12 protein-coding genes are annotated in these 16,064 nt (G+C 68.6%); 5 read left to right on the top strand and 7 right to left on the bottom strand.

Translation table 11 applies throughout. The features are described from left to right. Positions 1 to 85 precede the first annotated feature (85 nt). Positions 86 to 964 (bottom strand): peptidoglycan-binding protein, encoded by an 879-nt coding sequence (locus ACU4E7_RS09125; protein ID WP_238122060.1) that lies wholly within the window; start codon positions 962 to 964, stop codon positions 86 to 88. 680 nt (positions 965 to 1,644) lie between these two features. Here ACU4E7_RS09125 and ACU4E7_RS09120 point away from each other — a divergent pair. Continuing rightward, positions 1,645 to 2,775: a type III PLP-dependent enzyme gene (locus ACU4E7_RS09120; RefSeq protein ID WP_447021317.1), complete on the top strand. Its 1,131-nt coding sequence runs from the start codon at positions 1,645 to 1,647 to the stop codon at positions 2,773 to 2,775. A gap of 250 nt (positions 2,776 to 3,025) precedes the next feature. Continuing rightward, complete coding sequence (locus ACU4E7_RS09115; RefSeq protein WP_447021316.1) at positions 3,026 to 3,592, top strand: GNAT family N-acetyltransferase; 567 nt, start codon at positions 3,026 to 3,028, stop codon at positions 3,590 to 3,592. Between the two features lie 300 nt (positions 3,593 to 3,892). Here ACU4E7_RS09115 and ACU4E7_RS09110 read toward each other — a convergent pair whose 3' ends face one another. The 3 genes from ACU4E7_RS09110 to ACU4E7_RS09100 all read right to left on the bottom strand — a co-directional run bounded on the left by ACU4E7_RS09110 (position 3,893) and on the right by ACU4E7_RS09100 (position 8,193). Continuing rightward, on the bottom strand, positions 3,893 to 5,323 hold the full coding sequence (locus ACU4E7_RS09110; RefSeq protein WP_238122063.1) for a homospermidine synthase: 1,431 nt from the start codon (positions 5,321 to 5,323) through the stop codon (positions 3,893 to 3,895). Positions 5,324 to 5,580: 257 nt separating this feature from the next. Next, a complete protein-coding gene (locus tag ACU4E7_RS09105) occupies positions 5,581 to 6,771 on the bottom strand; it encodes an MFS transporter (protein ID WP_447021609.1) in 1,191 nt (396 codons plus the stop codon). A 204-nt stretch (positions 6,772 to 6,975) separates the two neighbouring features. Then, entirely contained in the window at positions 6,976 to 8,193 is a 1,218-nt protein-coding gene (locus ACU4E7_RS09100; RefSeq protein ID WP_238122446.1) for a polyhydroxyalkanoate depolymerase, read from the bottom strand. A gap of 357 nt (positions 8,194 to 8,550) precedes the next feature. Between ACU4E7_RS09100 and ACU4E7_RS09095 the strand changes: the two genes are divergently transcribed. Together ACU4E7_RS09095 and ACU4E7_RS09090 are read left to right on the top strand one after the other, a co-directional pair. Then, positions 8,551 to 9,201: a glutathione S-transferase family protein gene (locus ACU4E7_RS09095; RefSeq protein ID WP_443267345.1), complete on the top strand. Its 651-nt coding sequence runs from the start codon at positions 8,551 to 8,553 to the stop codon at positions 9,199 to 9,201. A 253-nt stretch (positions 9,202 to 9,454) separates the two neighbouring features. After that, positions 9,455 to 10,213: a sulfite exporter TauE/SafE family protein gene (locus ACU4E7_RS09090; RefSeq protein ID WP_447021315.1), complete on the top strand. Its 759-nt coding sequence runs from the start codon at positions 9,455 to 9,457 to the stop codon at positions 10,211 to 10,213. A gap of 19 nt (positions 10,214 to 10,232) precedes the next feature. On the opposite strand, the gene ACU4E7_RS09085 is transcribed toward ACU4E7_RS09090, so the two are convergent. The 3 genes from ACU4E7_RS09085 to ACU4E7_RS09075 all read right to left on the bottom strand — a co-directional run bounded on the left by ACU4E7_RS09085 (position 10,233) and on the right by ACU4E7_RS09075 (position 13,412). Further along, the gene (locus ACU4E7_RS09085; RefSeq protein WP_238122066.1) at positions 10,233 to 11,393 is read right to left on the bottom strand and encodes a patatin-like phospholipase family protein; all 1,161 of its coding nucleotides are present in this window, start codon (positions 11,391 to 11,393) and stop codon (positions 10,233 to 10,235) included. A 126-nt stretch (positions 11,394 to 11,519) separates the two neighbouring features. Continuing rightward, on the bottom strand, positions 11,520 to 12,269 hold the full coding sequence (locus ACU4E7_RS09080) for an acetoacetate decarboxylase (RefSeq protein WP_447021314.1): 750 nt from the start codon (positions 12,267 to 12,269) through the stop codon (positions 11,520 to 11,522). A 138-nt stretch (positions 12,270 to 12,407) separates the two neighbouring features. Continuing rightward, the gene (locus ACU4E7_RS09075) at positions 12,408 to 13,412 is read right to left on the bottom strand and encodes a WD40 repeat domain-containing protein (RefSeq protein WP_447021313.1); all 1,005 of its coding nucleotides are present in this window, start codon (positions 13,410 to 13,412) and stop codon (positions 12,408 to 12,410) included. A gap of 174 nt (positions 13,413 to 13,586) precedes the next feature. Between ACU4E7_RS09075 and hrpB the strand changes: the two genes are divergently transcribed. Beyond that, positions 13,587 to 16,061 (top strand): ATP-dependent helicase HrpB, encoded by a 2,475-nt coding sequence (hrpB, locus tag ACU4E7_RS09070; RefSeq protein ID WP_447021312.1) that lies wholly within the window; start codon positions 13,587 to 13,589, stop codon positions 16,059 to 16,061. Positions 16,062 to 16,064 lie beyond the last annotated feature (3 nt).

Here is a 16,064-nt window from a genome sequence, read left to right as displayed (position 1 = left end):
CGATCAAGGCCCTGCAGGGGGTGCGCGGCGATCGAACGCGGGCGCCGCGGGGAAAGCCCCGGCGCGCAGGGCGATGGCGGGGCCTTCAGCGCCCGCGTACCGCGGCCAGCCGCAGCGCGATCACCGCCCGCGTGGCCGGGCCGGCGACCCCGTCGACCTTCAGATTTTGGCTGCGCTGGAACGCCTTGACGGCCGCTTCGGTGCCCGGTCCATAGCGACCATCCTCCTCCAGCCGTGGATCCGCGCCCAGCTGGTTGAGGGCGATCTGCAGTTCTCGGACGTCGTCGGACGGTGTGGCATCCTGCCAACCCGCGGCATCCGGATCACCGGTCAGCAAGGGATAGATGCGCGTGAACCAGGCGCGGCGCGACTTCAGCCCGTTGAAGCCGCCGTTGACCATGCGCGTGATCTCATGAATGTCGTCCCGGTCCGCCGCGGCGTTCAGCTGCCCTTCATCCCACTCCAGCAAAGCAGGCAACAGGGCCACCTGCGGTGCAAGGATGCGGCGCGGGTCGCCCTCGAGGTCCACTTTGATCTTCTTGCCATATCGCCGGTAGCTGCCGCGCCCCGTGGTCTGCAGCAAGCCTCCGCCGCGATAGCGATAGCCATCGCCGGGCTCGGTATTCCCCAATTCGTGCGCCTTACGCGGATTGCCGAGCCCATAAACGCGCTCAGACAAGGCCTCCTCGCGGCCCGCCAGCATCTCCGCCTCAGCCGGGCGAACCGCTGCCGAGTGTCGCCCTTGGCCGAAGATCGTCAGGATTCGCGGCGCGCGGTAGTTCATGCGCTCGAACTCGATCGTCAGCCCGTCGGTCTCGTGGCAGACCTGCGCCAGGAAATGCGCGGCGCGCAGCGGCGTGGCGAGGCCATGGCGCGCCAGCGTCTCGGCGCCCTCGCGGAAGGCCGCCACATAGCCCGGTCGCGCCCCGCGCGACACCTGCAGAATCAATGCTTCGGTGATCATGATGCGCTCCGGGATTGGAGGAGGACCGATGCCATATTTGCGTGTATTTATAATTTAAACAATCTAAAGTTGCGCATGCTTCCGCCTCTCCCCGCACGTCTTGATTTTCATCAAAACGCCACTTGCATCGGCAGGCGGAATGCCCTACATCCGCGCTCGCCCAATTTCGCACGTGCCTGTGGTCGCGTGTCGGTCGGTAGGATCTCCGGACAAGAGGCCGGAAAGCTGCCAGGACGACCGATAGCCGGAAGTAACCGGCCCACCCCGCTCCTCAATGCGGGGGACGTGACTTGAAGCAACGACGTAAGGGCTTTTTTGGTCTCGGTCGGCCCTCCACAGGCCGGCGTTACTGAAGAGGCGCTACATCTTGCCGGCCGTGCGGAGCGGGATTCCCCCTCCAAACGTGCGCAGTCGTCCCAAACCCGCGAGGCGGTTGTCCGCGCGGGTGGTTCGGCTGCCGTTCGGTCCCATGATGCGGCCGGTTGAGAGACCGGCGAAGCGGGCATGGCCCGCGGCTCGAACGGCGAGTCCACATCGCCCAAGGCCGCAAGCGCATGTCCCGGATGGGCCCATGACGAGCCCGCCTGTATGGCGGGCGTCTGTCCCATCCGTCCTTTCGGTGCGCGGCGGGTGCGTTGCCCGTGGCGCTTCATGAGGCTTCAGGTCACGGGGAGGACACCATGACCGACCGCATCCGCGAGTTCCTGCGTACCCGACGAGAGGATGGCCCCTGCATGGTGGTGGACCTCGACGTGGTCCGCGCCAATTTCCAGGCGTTCGCCCGGGCCCTGCCCGACACCCGCGTGTTCTATGCGGTGAAGGCCAATCCCGACGCCGCCATCCTGAAGGCGCTGGCCGAGCTCGGCTCGTGCTTCGATTGCGCCTCCACCGGCGAGATCGACATGGTGCTGGCCACCGGCGCCGGGCCCGAGCGCATCTCGTTCGGCAACACCATCAAGAAGGAGCGCGATATCGAGCGCGCCTTCAAGTCGGGCGTGCGCCTGTTCGCCGTCGATTCCTATGAGGAAGTCGAGAAGATCGCCCGCGTCGCCCCGCGCGCGAAGGTGTTCTGCCGCATCCTGTGTGACGGCGCCGGCGCCGAATGGCCGCTGTCGCGCAAGTTCGGCTGCGAGCCGGAGATGGCGGTCGACGTGCTGGAGCACGCCCACCGGCTCGGCCTCGTCGCCTATGGCGTCTCCTTCCACGTGGGTTCGCAGCAGAAGAATGTGAACGCCTGGGACAACGCCCTCTCTTCCGCCGCGACCATCTTCCGCGAGTGCGCGGAGCGTGGCATCGCCCTCGCCATGGTCAACCTCGGCGGCGGCTTCCCCACCCGCTACCTGCAGGACGTGCCAGCGGCCCGGTCCTATGGCGAGGCCATCTTCGCCTCGCTGCGCAAGCATTTCGGCAACCGCATCCCGGAAACCATCATGGAGCCGGGTCGCGGCATGGTGGGCAACGCCGGCCTCATCGAGACGGAAGTGGTGCTGATTTCCAAGAAGTCCGACAGCGACAAGATGCGCTGGGTCTATCTGGACATCGGCAAGTTCGGCGGTCTCGCCGAGACCATGGACGAGGCGATCCGCTATCCGTTCCGCACCCCGCGGGACGGCGACGACACCGCCCCCTGCGTGCTCGCCGGCCCCACCTGCGATTCCGCCGACGTGCTCTATGAGAAGACCCCGGTGGAGCTGCCTCTGTCGCTGGCCATCGGCGACAAGATCCTGATCGAGGCATGCGGCGCCTACACCACCACCTATTCGGCGGTGGCATTCAACGGCTTCCCGCCGCTGAAGTCCTACGTGATCTGATCCGGCCCGGCGACGGGTTGGTGGCGTCGGCGGACCGCCGGCACGATGGGACGCGCCTTGCGTCCCGCGCTCTCCTGCGCTGCTTCGGCATCAGGCCCCCTCGGCACCGGCGCTCCGCCGTCCGAGGGTCTTGAGGAGGGGATCATCCCCTCGTCTTCCGCACCGCTCCCGAGAGACCTTGAAGGTCTGGTCGCCCCCGCGCGGCCGGAGCGGCGTTCTTCACGTCTCGGTTATGGCACAGGAGGTGCCGGTGACTGACATTGTGCTGGAATCCGTGGAAGATGTGGCCCCGCGCGAGGCCCTGCTCGACCTGTGCATGGGCGAGGAGCGGCGGGCCAAGTCGTCCGAGCGCCTGCGCGAGGGCCGCCGGCCGGCGGAGGATCTCGCCTTCTCGGCCCATGGGCCCGATGGCCGCCTGGTGGGCACCGTCCGCCTGTGGAACGTGGCTGCCGGCCCCGGCACCCCGGCGCTGCTGCTCGGCCCACTGGCGGTGCACCCCTGGTTCCGCAAGGACGGCCTTGGCGGGCGGATTATGCGCGCAGCTCTTGCCGCGGCGCAGGAGAAAGGCCACCGGGCGGTGCTGCTGGTGGGTGACGCCGCCTATTACGCGCGCTTCGGCTTTTCCGCGGAGAAGACCGGCGCCCTGTGGATGCCTGGGCCGTTCGCCCGCGAGCGGCTGCTCGGCCTTGAGCTCAGCGCCGGCGCGCTGGACGGCGTCCGCGGCCTCATCTCCCCCACGGGCGTCGCGGTCGCCCGCCCCTCCCTCGCCGACCTCGCCAGCGCCATGCTGGCCGGCGAGCTGCGCCGCTCGGCCTGAGGCCGCCCTGTCGCGGCCCGTTCGTGGCGTTCTGTCGCGCGAACCGGCCCGAGGCGCGCCGAGCCGCCTTGTGGTGGATTGCGCGGCCCTTCCGGACCGCCTCCCGCAAGCCCGCTCCAGCGCGAGGCCCGCCCTACGGCGCATGCCCCCTCTCCCCACCTGCCCCACGGCTCCCGCCGTGCAGGTCCCGGGAGAGGGGGCCTTCTTTTGCCCGCCTGAACATGAAAACGGCCCGACAGAAGCCGGGCCGGGATGGAACGGGACGCCACGGCGCCATGAGGCCGCCGTGGCGCTTCGCGTTCAGCGCACGATGACGTTCTTGAACTGCCAGGGATCGTCCAGATCGATGTCCTCGGGGAACAGCTTCTGGCGCCCGGTGAGCGGGGTCCAGTCGGTATAGACTCCCACCACCGGCCCCAGATAGGGCCGCTGCACCTCAAGACACCGGCGGAAATCCACCTCGTCCGCCTCGACGATGCCGGCATTGGGGTTTTCCAGCGCCCACACCATGCCCGCCAGCACCGCCGAGCTCACCTGCAGGCCGGTGGCGTTCTGGTAGGGGGCGAGTTCCCGCGCCTCCTCGATGGAGAGCTGGGAACCATACCAATAAGCGTTCTTGGCGTGGCCATAGACGAGCACGCCCAGTTCGTCGATGCCGTCGACGATCTCATGCTCGTCGAGGATCTTCCACGCGCCCTGGAAATGGCCGCCGTTGCCGAACATCTCATGCAGCGACAACACGGCATCGTTGCAGGGATGGTAGGCATAATGGCAGGTCGGCCGGTAGACCACCGTGTCGCCATCCCGCACCGTCAGGTAATCGGCGATGGAGATGCTCTCGTTGTGGGTCACCAGATAGCCGAACTGGGCCTGCGGGGTGGGCGTCCAGGAGCGCACGCGGGTGTCGGCGCCCGGCGAGAGCAGGTAGATGGCCGCGCCACATCCCTTGTCGTGGGTCCGCGCGTCCGGCGGCAGCGCCTTCTCATGGGTGCCCCAGCCCAGCTCGGCCGGCTGCAGTCCCTCGGACACGAAGCCTTCCACCGACCAGGTATTCCAGAACTCACCCATGACCTTGGGCATACGCGCCCGCTGGGTGTCGCGCTCGGCGATGTGAATGCCCTTCACCCCGATGGCCCGGGCGAGCTGTGCCCATTCCTCGCGGTTGGCCGGCTCGGGCCGGTCGAGGCCGGTATCGGCGGCGATGTTGAGCAGCGCCTGCTTCACGAACCAGGACACCATGCCGGGGTTGGCGCCGCAGGTGGACACCGCGGTGGGGCCGCCCGGGTTACGGCGGCGCGCCTCCAGCAGGCTCTCGCGCAGCGCATAATTGGTGCGGGCCGCGTTATCCATGTTCTCGTCGAAATAGAAGCCCTTCCAGGGCTCCGTCACGGTGTCCACATAGAGGGCGCCGAGCTCGCGGGTCAGTTCCATGACCGCCACCGACGAGACATCCACCGACAGGTTCACGCAGAACCCCTGCCCGCCGCCATTGGTCAGCAGCGGGGTGAGCAGATCGCGGTAATTCTCCGGGGTCACCTCCGCCTGGATGAAGCGGATGCCCCGGGCCTTCAGAAGCGTGGCGTGGTCCGCCACGGGATCAATAACCACCATGCGTTCCAGGTCGAACTCGAAATGCCGTTCGATCAGCGGCAGCGTGCCGCGACCGATGGACCCGAAACCGATCATCACGATCGGGCCATCGATCTTGGCGTGGACTGGCCACTCGCTCATGGCGCAATACTCCTGCGCGAGACGCGCCCGGCTCCAGGTCGGGGGCGGCTCGTTGTCTTGCCAGCTTTTCGCACCCCATCATGCGGCGACGCCGCTGGTTCTGCGCGGGATGCGAGCGGATCGCCCGGCACGGACGTGCCAAGCTGAGGCACCATGGGTAATGGCGATCGGCGCGTCAACAACTGAACCGGCAGATTGCCGGCAAACCAAGTCGCCGCAAGCGTTTCCCGCCGAGCTCCGCGGTTGTGGCGCAACTCTCAGCGCCGGCTGGTCGCCGGCCGCGGCATCTCGTCCACCCGCCGCAGCTCGGGAAACAGGCGCATCCAGGCCAACGCCACGAAAAGCGTGCCGAAGCCCCCCAACAGCCCCGCCCCCACCGGCCCCAGCAGCGCGGCGGTCATACCCGACTCGAACTCCCCGAGCTGGTTGGAGGTGCCCACGAACAGCGAGTTCACCGACGACACCCGTCCGCGCATCTCATCGGGGGTGGACAATTGCACCAGCGACGAACGGATCACCACGCTCACGTTGTCTGCGGCGCCAGTGACGAACAGCGCCGCGAGCGACAGCAGGAAGTTCTCGGACAATGCGAACACCACCGTCGCCAGCCCGAACACCGCCACCGCGCCGAACATGACGTGCCCGACCGCGCGGCTGGGCGGCAGACGCGCCAGCACCAGCGACATCAAGGTGGCTCCCACCGCCGGGGCCGCCCGCAGTGCGCCCATGCCCTCGGCGCCCACATGCAGCACATCCCGGGCGAAAATGGGCAGCAGCGCCGTCACCCCGCCCAGCAGCACCGCGAACAGATCGAGGGAGATGGAGCCCAGCACCACCGGATGACGGCGGATGAAGGTGAGGCCCATCAATAGCGAGGCCACGCTCAAGGGCGTGCGCGCCGCCGGTGGCGGGCGGTGACGGATGCCCAGCAGGGCCAGCGTCGCGATGCCATAAACGGCGGCGGCACCGCCGATGGCGGCCACCGGTCCGAACACATAGGCAAAGCCGCCCAGGGCTGGGCCGATGATGGTGGCCGCCTGCACCGCCGACGAGGAGACGGCGAGGGCGCGAGGCAACAGCGGCGCGGGCACCAGCCCCGGCAGCAGCGCCGCCAGGGTGGGATGCTCGAAGGCCCGGGTGGCGCCAATCACCGTGACCGCCCCATAGATGGCGGCGATGCCGGCCCAATGGGTGGCGAGCCCCGCCGCCAGCGCCCCCAGGGTCACGGCGGCGATGGCGAGGCAGATGACGATGATCCAGCGCCGGTCAAAATTGTCCGCCACGTGGCCCACCAGCAGCGACAGGCCGAGAATGGGCAGAAACTGGCACAGACCCACCATGCCGAGCGCGACCGCGCTGCCGGTCAGGTCGTAGATCAGCCAGCCCACCGCCACCCCCAGCATCTGGAAGGCGAGGGAGGAGCAGACGCGCCCCACCCACAGGCGCATGAAATCGGGGTGATCGCGCAACCGGTCGCGCTCAGGCGAAGGCCTCACAGGCAGGGACAACACGTCGGGTCTCCGGAACCCGGAACCGAAGGTCATCCCATGCGGGTGCGGGCGGCGCAGAAAACCACAGCCGGAGGCCCTATGCCACCTCCCACCACGCGCACGGCCACCGGCGCGCGCGCCGGCCAGCGCGGGCGACGCCCCTCAGTCGCTGGCGAGGATGTGGTTGCGCACCAGCGGATAGACCTGGCCGGCCCATTTGCGGCCGGAGAACACCCCGTAATGGCCGACACCCGGCTGCATGTGATGACGCCGCCTGTGCGGCTTCAGGCTGGTGCACAGATCGTGGGCCGCCACGGTCTGGCCCAGGGAGCAGATGTCGTCGCGCTCCCCTTCCACCGTCAGCAGAGCGGTACGGCGAATGGCTGCGCAATTCAGCGGCCGCCCGTGATAGGTCAATTCCCCCTTGGGCAGGCGATATTCCTGGAACACGTAGCGGATGGTTTCCAGATAGAAATCCGCATCGAGATCGAGGACGGCGAAATACTCGTCATAGAAGTCCTTTGTAACCTTCGCCTTCTCATAATCGCCCTCAGCCAGGCTGTTGTAGAGATCGAAGTGGGACTTCAGATGACGCGACATGTTCATGTTGACGAAGGCCGTCAACTGCATGAAGCCGGGATAGACCCGCCGACCGGAACCAGGAAAGCCCTTCGGCACCGTCGAGATCAGGTTACGCTCAAACCAGCCGATGGACTTTGAGGTGGCGAGATTGTTGACGACGGTGGGGTTGACCCGGCAATCGATGGGGCCCGCCATCAGCGTCATGGAACGGGGGGTGGCGGGATTGTTGTCCTCCGACATCACCGCCGTCGCCACCAGCGCCTGCACGCAGGGCTGGCAGACCGCCAGCAGATGCGCTCCCGGCCCGAGGATCTCCAGAAAGCGGATGATGTGGTCCACATATTCGTCGAAGCCGAAGCGGCCGGCGGACAGCGGCACATCCCGCGCATTATGCCAATCGGTGATGTAAACGTCGTGGTCGAGCAGCAGGGTCTTGACCGTGTTCACGAGCAGCGTCGCGAAGTGGCCGGAGAGGGGCGCCACCACCAGCACCCGCGGCTGCGGCACGTCCACATCCTTCTTGAAGTGCAGCATGGTGCCGAAGGGCAAGACCGCGGTCTTTTCCTCGACCACCGGGACCTCCCGGTTGCCCACCTCGACGCTGCGAATGCCGAAGTCCGGCCGGCCGTGGCTCAGACCCGCGCGCTCCACCATCTCGAACGCCGCCGCCAGATGGCGCAGGCCGGCGTGTCCGTATCCGTTGATCAGGGGTCCGCTGAGGGTCTGCCGCGCGAGCCCGGCGGCAACACGCAAGGGCTGCATCAGATCGGCTTGGGTCTGGTAGGCCGAATACATCATGGCAGCAGACACCCCCTGGCTGCGGTCCAACCCGGCAGCGTCGCGCAAAGAAGAGATCCGTCCATCTGGCTGGTGTGTCCTTCGGTTCCGCGCTCGCGCGTTATCTCCGCCCCGGCGAAACGAAAAACCGTAAGTTCTTGTCGCAGGGCTGCTTTTGCACTTTTCCGGTGGCCCGTTCAGTTATACCTGTTACAATGATATTGAAGCGGGGCGTGGTGCATTGCAACACGCATTCCGCGTAAGGATCCGAAGGTTTGGTTTTGCCGCCTCCACAGCGCGTCTTCGCCGGCGGTCGGAGACCCTTGGTGGCCACCTCTCATCCCGAAGCGCATGCAACAGCCGAGGCGCATGGCAGACATGGCAACACTCACCATCTCCAGCAAGAATTACTCCTCCTGGTCGCTGCGCGGCTGGCTCTTGTGCAAGATGGCGGGCCTCGCTTTCGATGAAGAGCGCGTTCCCGTGGACGACCCCAACGCCAAGGCGGAGCTGCTGCTGCTGTCGCCCTCATTCCTGGTGCCCCGCCTGGTGCACGACGACGTGACGGTGTGGGACACCCTGGCCATCGCCGCCTTCCTCAACGAGCTGTTTCCGCAGGCGGGCCTGCTGCCCGAGGACCGGGCCGCCCGCGCCCATTGCCTGTCCATCTCCGGCGAGATGCATTCCGGCTTCGCCAACATGCGCTCGGCGCTACCCATGAACATCAAGGCGCGCTATCCGGGCTTCAAGGTGTGGGCCGGCGCCCAGGCCGACATCGACCGTATCGTCGCCATCTGGCGCGGCTGCCTCACCGCCCATGGCGGCCCGTTCCTGATGGGCGCCAACCCGACCCTGGCCGATGCCATGTATGCCCCGGTCTGCTCGCGCTTCACCACCTATGACGTGCCGCTCGACGCCGAATGCGCCGCCTATCGGGACCGCATCATGGCCTTGCCCGTCATGCAGGAATGGATCGCCGGCGCGCTCGGGGAGCCCGAGGAGCTGGAAGAGCTGGACGTGGAATTCTGAAGACCGGCCAGCCGTCGCAACGTCCCGACCGGCCGGAAGGGCGACGGGTCGCAGGCGGAGGCGATGGCGCGCACACCAGAGACCGCCGCAGATGCCGGGCGGGCCGGACGCCACGCCCCGCGGCCGTGCCACGGGCAGCGGCCCGCGCGCTTCCGCACATCGCGCCTCTCGCCCTGATCGCGCGGCGCCACCCCTGCGGGGTCGCGGGCCACGGCCCCTACCCACCCCGGACTTTGGTTATCTAGGCCCCGTCATGCTCGCCATCACCCTCGTTCTCGGCACCGGCATTCTCGTTCTCGCGGGGCTGGTCAAAGGGGTCATCGGCATGGGCCTGCCCACGGTCGGAGTTGGCCTGCTCAGCCTGTTTCTCGCCCCGGCCCAGGCGGCGGCCCTGTTAATCGTGCCTTCGGCGGTGACCAATGTCTGGCAGTTCGCCACCGGGCCGCGGCGCGCGCCCATCGCCCGCCGGTTTCTCACCATGATGATCGGCGTCGCCTGCGGCACCTTGCTCGGCGGCGCGGTCCTCGGGGGCCTGACCTCGTCGTTGGCGCATCCCGTGCTCGGGGCAACCCTCGTGCTTTATGGCCTGCTCGGCCTGTCGCGCATCACCCTGCGCCTGCCGACCCGCCACGAGCCCTGGCTGTCGCCGCTCATGGGCTTTGCCACCGGGCTCATCACCGGCACCACCGGGGTCTCCGTCATGCCCGCCGCCCCCTACCTGCAGGCTTTGGCGCTGGAGCGCGACGACCTGGTGCAGGCGCTGGGGCTCACCTTCACCGTCTCCACTTTCGCGCTGGCGCTCACCCTCGCACTGCCCGGCAGCGGCGCCGACGTGATGTTCGACGATCCCATGCTGATCCTGGCATCGGGCGCCGCGCTGCTGCCCGCGGTCGTCGGCATGGAGCTCGGCCGCGTGGCGCGCCTGCGCCTCGACCCCGCGACGTTCCGCAAGGTCTTCTTCGGCGGTCTCGCCGTGCTCGGTGTCTATATGGTGGCCCGCGGCCTGCTTTAAGACGGCGGGCCACCCGCGCTCAGTCGTTGAGACGGTGGATGTCGTGCACGACGATGCCGATATCGTCGGGTTTCTTCAGCCATTCCTTGCGCTGCAGGGTGCGCACCGTGTCCTCGTAACCGGTCTGCCAGTGATCGCGCATGGAATCGTGGGAGAATTCATAGTCCTTGAATTCCCGCTCGTAGCTCTTTTCCTGGTAGATCAAGTGGCAGATGTTCACCGGCCCGGACGATGCATAATCGTCGATGAGCGCGCGGTCCTCCTCGCTGCGCAGCTGCTCGGGAATGCGCTGCAGCGCCTCGAACAGCTTGCCACGCAGATCCTGCACCCGGCGGAACACGTCGGTCGTGTAGCGGGTGCGGCTGGAATAGCCGATGTCCTTCTGCCGTTCGGTCACGTCATACATGTCGCGCGGCAGCGGCCCACGGGCGCTGAACAGGTCCACCTGGAACACCAGGGCGCTCGGATGGTCCGGCTGGTCCAGCAGGAATTGCAGCGGCGTGTTGGAGACAACGCCGCCATCCCAATAATATTCGCCCTCGATCTTCACCGCCGGAAACCCGGGCGGCAGCGCGCCGGAGGCCATGATGTGCTCGGGGCCGATGACGTGCTCGGAATTGTCGAAATAAATGAAGTTGCCGGTGCGCACATTCACCGCCCCGACCGAAAAGCGCTTCTGGCGGGAGTTGATGAGGTCGAAGTCCACCAGCTTCAGCAGGGTGTCGCGCAGCGGCGACGTATCATAGAAGGAGGTGGCGCCGCTGGCGCCCGCCGGCAGCAGCCAGGGATTGGGCACGCGCGGGCGGAAGAAGCCCGGCTGGCCCCGCATGATGGTCATGGCCGCGCTCATCTGATTGCGCAGCTGGCGGAAGATGTCGCCCTCCGGCGCCCACGACATGGTGGACTTGGTGTGGCCGGCAATGGTGTCCCAGAATTCCTGCAGGCGCGGCACCCGGTTTTCTGGTGTATTGCCGGCGATCAGGGCCGAATTGATGGCACCGATGGAGACACCGGAAATCCAATTGGGCTCGCAGCCCGCTTCCGCCAGAGCCTCATAGACGCCGGCCTGATAGGCGCCGAGCGCGCCACCGCCCTGAAACACCAGCGCGATCCGCTCATAGGAATTGACGATATCGCACAGATCGGCCGGCAGAGGCCGGGTGCGCGGATTGCTGCTCATGGGTCCCTCTCCCGGATCCGGTCGCCCAGATCCTCACGTTCCGCATCCCTGCCCGCGTCGATCGCTACCGCAGGAGCGATCGAGGGGCCATGATGGACAGGGCCGGCGCCGCACGCCGACCCGGGATCACTTCGCCGGTTCGGCGAGATAATCGTAGATGACCGAGCCCATGCCGAGGGTGAGATCGGCCTTCAGATGCACGGCCGAGAGCACCTCGAGCACCGGCAGTTGCGACACGGTGCACAGGGCGTGGGGGAAAAGACCGAGGGCAGAGGGCCCCACCCAGCATTCCTTGAGGGTGACATCCTCCAGGAAGTAGCGCACCAGCTCGCACACCCGCGCCGAGCCATCCACATGGGGGATGATCTTCAGCATGTAGTTGGGCACCAGCAGTGAGGCGAGCACCTGCTCCTTGTCGGCCGGCACGTGCTTGTAGCCCATGGTGGCCTGCGCGCACAGCACACTGCCGTAATGGAGCGTGCCGACCAGGGTGTCCTTCTCCACCTTCAGCTTGGGGTGGGCATATTTCTTGGGAAAGCCCCACAGCTCACGGCCACCGGCGATAGGCGATTCGTCGTCCAGGTACATGGCGTGCACATAGCCGCCCGCCACGCCATTGAACTTCACCGGAATGACCTGTCCGGTCTCCGTGTAGTCACCGAAGCCGGTGGAATCCGGCATGCGGATGAACTCGTATTTGACGATCGGCTCCACGATCTCCAGCGGCTCGGGGACCACCTTCGCCAGCGCCGCGGGATCGGTGCGGTAGGTGATGGTCATGAACTCGCGGTCGATGAAGCGATAGGGGCCTTTCGGGAACGAAGGGCTGGTGAGCGGCATGGAATAGGCGGTGCGGCGGACGTCGTCGATCTTCATCGGCGGAATTCTCCGGCTGCGCGGGCCTCGCGGTTGCGAGACAGCGCCGCAACGTTACCGAATAAAGCGTGGCGGTGACAGTCCCGCCGCCCCGGAATCGTGGCCCCGCGCGCGGACCTCCGGCAAGATCGTCAAGCCTCAGAAAGCCAGCAGGCCCGCCTGGCCACGGAGGGTGCCGAACACCAGCGCGCCACCGGACGGGTGCCACGCCAAGGCGCTCACCGCGTCGGTGCCACTGGTGTTGGTGGGGGCCCGCAGCAGGATCTCGGCGCCATCGGAGATACGCGCCATCATCACCATGCCATCCTCATAGCCCAGCGCCACCACCGGATCCTTCGGGTGGGGTGCCACCGCCGTCACCCGCGAGGTGGGCGAAGGCGCCAGCATGGCCGGCTGCTTGCCCATGGGCCCGTCCTTGGCCTGGAACGGCCACAGGATGGCCTCGCCCGAGCCGGAGGTGGCGAGCCACTTGCCATCGGCGGTGAAGGCGAACGACTTCACCCGCGAGGGGTAGCCGCTCATGCGCATATGGGCGCCATCCACCACCCGCCAGCCGTGCAGCGCCGCCTCCTGCATGGTGGTCACCACGAACCGCCCGTCCGGCGAGAAGGCGACGCCGAGATGCGAGCCCTTCCAGCCCAGCACCTCCGGCTTGGCGCCGGCGGCATTGGGGAACCACAGGGTCACGCCGCCATAATGGGCGATGGCCAGCCGCAGCCCCTTGGGCGCGAACGCGAGGCCGCCGACGGTGGAGGGCGCCTCGAAGCTGCGGGCCTCGCCCTTGGGGGTGAGAACATGCGCGGTCTTGCCGGCGGAAAAGGCCACCACCCCGTCCGGCCCCAGCGCCACGCGGTCGATCCAGCGCCCTTTCTGGGTGGCGAGGGTGGAGGAGGTGCCATCCTCCAGGGTCTCGACCACGCGGCCATCGTCGCCACCGGACACCAGCCGCCGGCCATCGCTGGCGGCGCACAGGGTGGCCCCGACATGGGCCTCCACCGTCTTCGGTTCGGCGCCGGCCAGGAACACCTTGCCGCCCGCGCCCACGAATGCCGGCGTCGTCCCCAGGAAAGCGGCGGCGATGATCTCGTCCTCGAAGGCGAGGGGCAGGACCTTGTCGGTGAGGCTGGACGGTGCGGAGGACATGGGGGCGCTTTCTGACAGACGCGGCAGGCACGGACCGTCCCCTTAAGGCACCGAACGCCCACGATCGCAAGGGTGGCGACGCCAGTGCCTGCGGGCAAAGGCGCACACCTGCGCGCGCTGTCGTCATCTGTCCCTTTGCCAGCGCGGGCCCCGATGTCCTATGAGCGCGGCAACATGTTCAGCCCGCCCCTTCCCATCGATGCCGTGCTCGGCCCGCTCACGCAGACCCTTGTGGCGACCCCCTCCGCCGTGCTGGTGGCGCCGCCGGGCGCCGGCAAGACCACCCGCGTGCCCCTCGCCCTGCTGGAGCAGCCGTGGGTGAAGGGCGGCCGCATCCTGGTGCTGGAGCCGCGCCGCCTCGCCGCCCGGGCCGCCGCCCACCGCATGGCCCAGACCCTGGGGGAACGGGTGGGCGAGACGGTGGGGTACCGGGTGCGGCTCAAGGCCGAGGTGTCGTGCCGTACCCGCATCGAGGTGGTCACCGAAGGCGTGTTCACCCGCATGGTGCTGGACGATCCCGAGCTCGCCGGCGTGGCGGCGGTGCTGTTCGACGAATTCCACGAACGCAGCCTTGATGCGGATCTCGGCCTCGCCCTCGCCCTCGACAGCCAGCGCTCGCTGCGCGACGACCTGCGCCTGCTCGCCATGTCCGCCACCCTGGATGGCGCCCGGGTGGCGCAATTGATGGGAAACGAGAACGCCCCCGCCCCGGTGGTGGAGAGCGAGGGCCGCGCCTTCCCGGTGGAAACCCGCTATCTGGGCCGTGATCCCCGCACGCCCATCGACCGGCAGATGGCCGATGCCATCCTGCGCGCGCTCAGCCAGGAGCGCGGCTCGGTGCTCGCCTTCCTGCCCGGCGCCGCCGAGATCCGCCGCACCGAGGACCTCTTACGGACCCAGCTGCGCAATCCTGACGTGGACGTGGTCGCCCTGTTCGGCGCGCTGGATGCCGCCGAGCAGGATCGGGCGGTGCTGCCGGCGCCGGCGGGCCGGCGCAAGGTGGTGCTCGCCACCGCCATCGCCGAAACCTCCCTCACCATCGAAGGGGTGCGGGTGGTGGTGGACAGCGGCCTGGCCCGTGTGCCCCGGTTCGAGCCCGACGTGGGCCTGACCCGGCTGGAGACAGTGCGGGTACCCCGCGCCAGCGCCGACCAGCGACGCGGCCGCGCCGGCCGCACCGAGCCGGGCGTGTGCTTTCGCCTGTGGGGCGAGGGCGAGACCGCCGCCCTGCCCGCCTATGCGACGCCGGAGATCCTCGCCGCCGATCTCACCGGGCTGGTGCTGGACCTCGCCCGGGTGGGGGTCCGCGATCCGGCCGCCCTGCCCTTCCTCGATCCGCCACCGGCTCCCGCGGTGAGCGAAGCCAAGGCGTTGCTGCGCCTGCTCGGCGCGCTGGATGACGCCGACGCCGTCACGCCCCTCGGTGCCCGCATGGCCCGGCTGCCGCTGCCGCCGCGCCTCGCCCATATGGTGGTGATGGGCGCCGATCGCGGCGCCGGGCGGCTGGCCGCGGAGATTGCCGCGTTGGTATCCGAGCGGGGGCTCGGCGGCGACGGCGTCGACCTCGTCCACCGGCTGGACGGCTTCCGCCGGGATCGCGCCCGCCGCGCCGAGGACGCCCGGCGCCTCGCCAGCCGTTGGGCCGAAATCGCCGGCGGCGGCATCGCGCGCGGACCTGCCCCCTCCCCCGCCGCTTTGCTCGCCCTCGCCTATCCCGACCGCGTTGCCAAGGCACGCGGCGATGGCACCCGCTTCCTGCTGGCCAATGGCCGCGGCGCGGTGATGGACCCGGCCACGGCCCTGGCGCGGGCGCCGTTCCTGGCGGTGGCAGAGGTGACCGGCCGGGCGGAGGCCGCCCGCATCACCCTAGCCGCGGCCTTGAGCGCCGAGGACGTGGACGACCAGTTCGGCCCGGCCATCACCGAGCGCACCGAGATCGCCTTCGATGCCGGGGCTGGCGCGGTGCGGGCGCGACGGGTGCGACGGCTCGGCGCCCTGGTGCTGGCGGATGCGCCCCAGAAGGTGCCCGCCGATGGGGAAACGGCCCGCATCCTCGCCGAGGGCCTCGCCGCCACCGGTCTCGCCCGTCTGCCGCTCAGCAAGGCGCTGGCCCAATGGCGCGAGCGGGTCGCCTTTCTGCGTGCCGCCGAGGGCGAGGACTGGCCCGACCTGTCCGACGCGGCGCTCAGCGCCACTGCCGCGAGCTGGCTGGCACCCTATATCGAGGGCAAGACCAGCCTGGCCGACATCGGCGCGGACACCGTGGCCAATGCGCTCCATGCCCTCCTGCCCTACGCCCTCACCGCGCGACTGGAGGCGGAGGCGCCCACCCATTTCACCGCCCCCACCGGCTCGCGCCTGCCCATCGACTATGGGGCAGAGGGCGGGCCGCAGGTGGAGGTGCGGGTGCAGGAATTGTTCGGGCTGACCCACCACCCGGCCATCGCCGGCGGCCGGATACCGCTCACCCTCGCCCTGCTGTCACCGGCCCATCGGCCGATCCAGGTGACGAAGGATCTGCCCCAGTTCTGGCGCGGCTCGTGGCGCGACGTGCGGGCGGACATGCGCGGGCGCTACCCCAAGCACCCCTGGCCCGAGGACCCGGCGCAGGCGCCGCCCACCACCCGGGCCAAGCCACGCGGAACCTGAAGG

This window comes from Xanthobacter sp. ZOL 2024, from assembly GCF_052932325.1.
This window is presented reverse-complemented; position numbering and strand designations above follow the sequence as displayed.

Bases quoted from the DNA above. Each gene is read 5' to 3' on its own strand.
- ACU4E7_RS09125 (WP_238122060.1), bottom strand. From the start codon at position 964: ATGATCACCGAAGCATTGATTCTGCAGGTGTCGCGCGGGGCGCGACCG.
- ACU4E7_RS09120 (WP_447021317.1), top strand. From the start codon at position 1,645: ATGACCGACCGCATCCGCGAGTTCCTGCGTACCCGACGAGAGGATGGC.
- ACU4E7_RS09110 (WP_238122063.1), bottom strand. From the start codon at position 5,323: ATGAGCGAGTGGCCAGTCCACGCCAAGATCGATGGCCCGATCGTGATG.
- ACU4E7_RS09105 (WP_447021609.1), bottom strand. From the start codon at position 6,771: ATGCGCCTGTGGGTGGGGCGCGTCTGCTCCTCCCTCGCCTTCCAGATG.
- ACU4E7_RS09100 (WP_238122446.1), bottom strand. From the start codon at position 8,193: ATGATGTATTCGGCCTACCAGACCCAAGCCGATCTGATGCAGCCCTTG.
- ACU4E7_RS09095 (WP_443267345.1), top strand. From the start codon at position 8,551: ATGGCAACACTCACCATCTCCAGCAAGAATTACTCCTCCTGGTCGCTG.
- ACU4E7_RS09090 (WP_447021315.1), top strand. From the start codon at position 9,455: ATGCTCGCCATCACCCTCGTTCTCGGCACCGGCATTCTCGTTCTCGCG.
- ACU4E7_RS09085 (WP_238122066.1), bottom strand. From the start codon at position 11,393: ATGAGCAGCAATCCGCGCACCCGGCCTCTGCCGGCCGATCTGTGCGAT.
- ACU4E7_RS09080 (WP_447021314.1), bottom strand. From the start codon at position 12,269: ATGAAGATCGACGACGTCCGCCGCACCGCCTATTCCATGCCGCTCACC.
- ACU4E7_RS09075 (WP_447021313.1), bottom strand. From the start codon at position 13,412: ATGTCCTCCGCACCGTCCAGCCTCACCGACAAGGTCCTGCCCCTCGCC.
- hrpB (WP_447021312.1), top strand. From the start codon at position 13,587: ATGTTCAGCCCGCCCCTTCCCATCGATGCCGTGCTCGGCCCGCTCACG.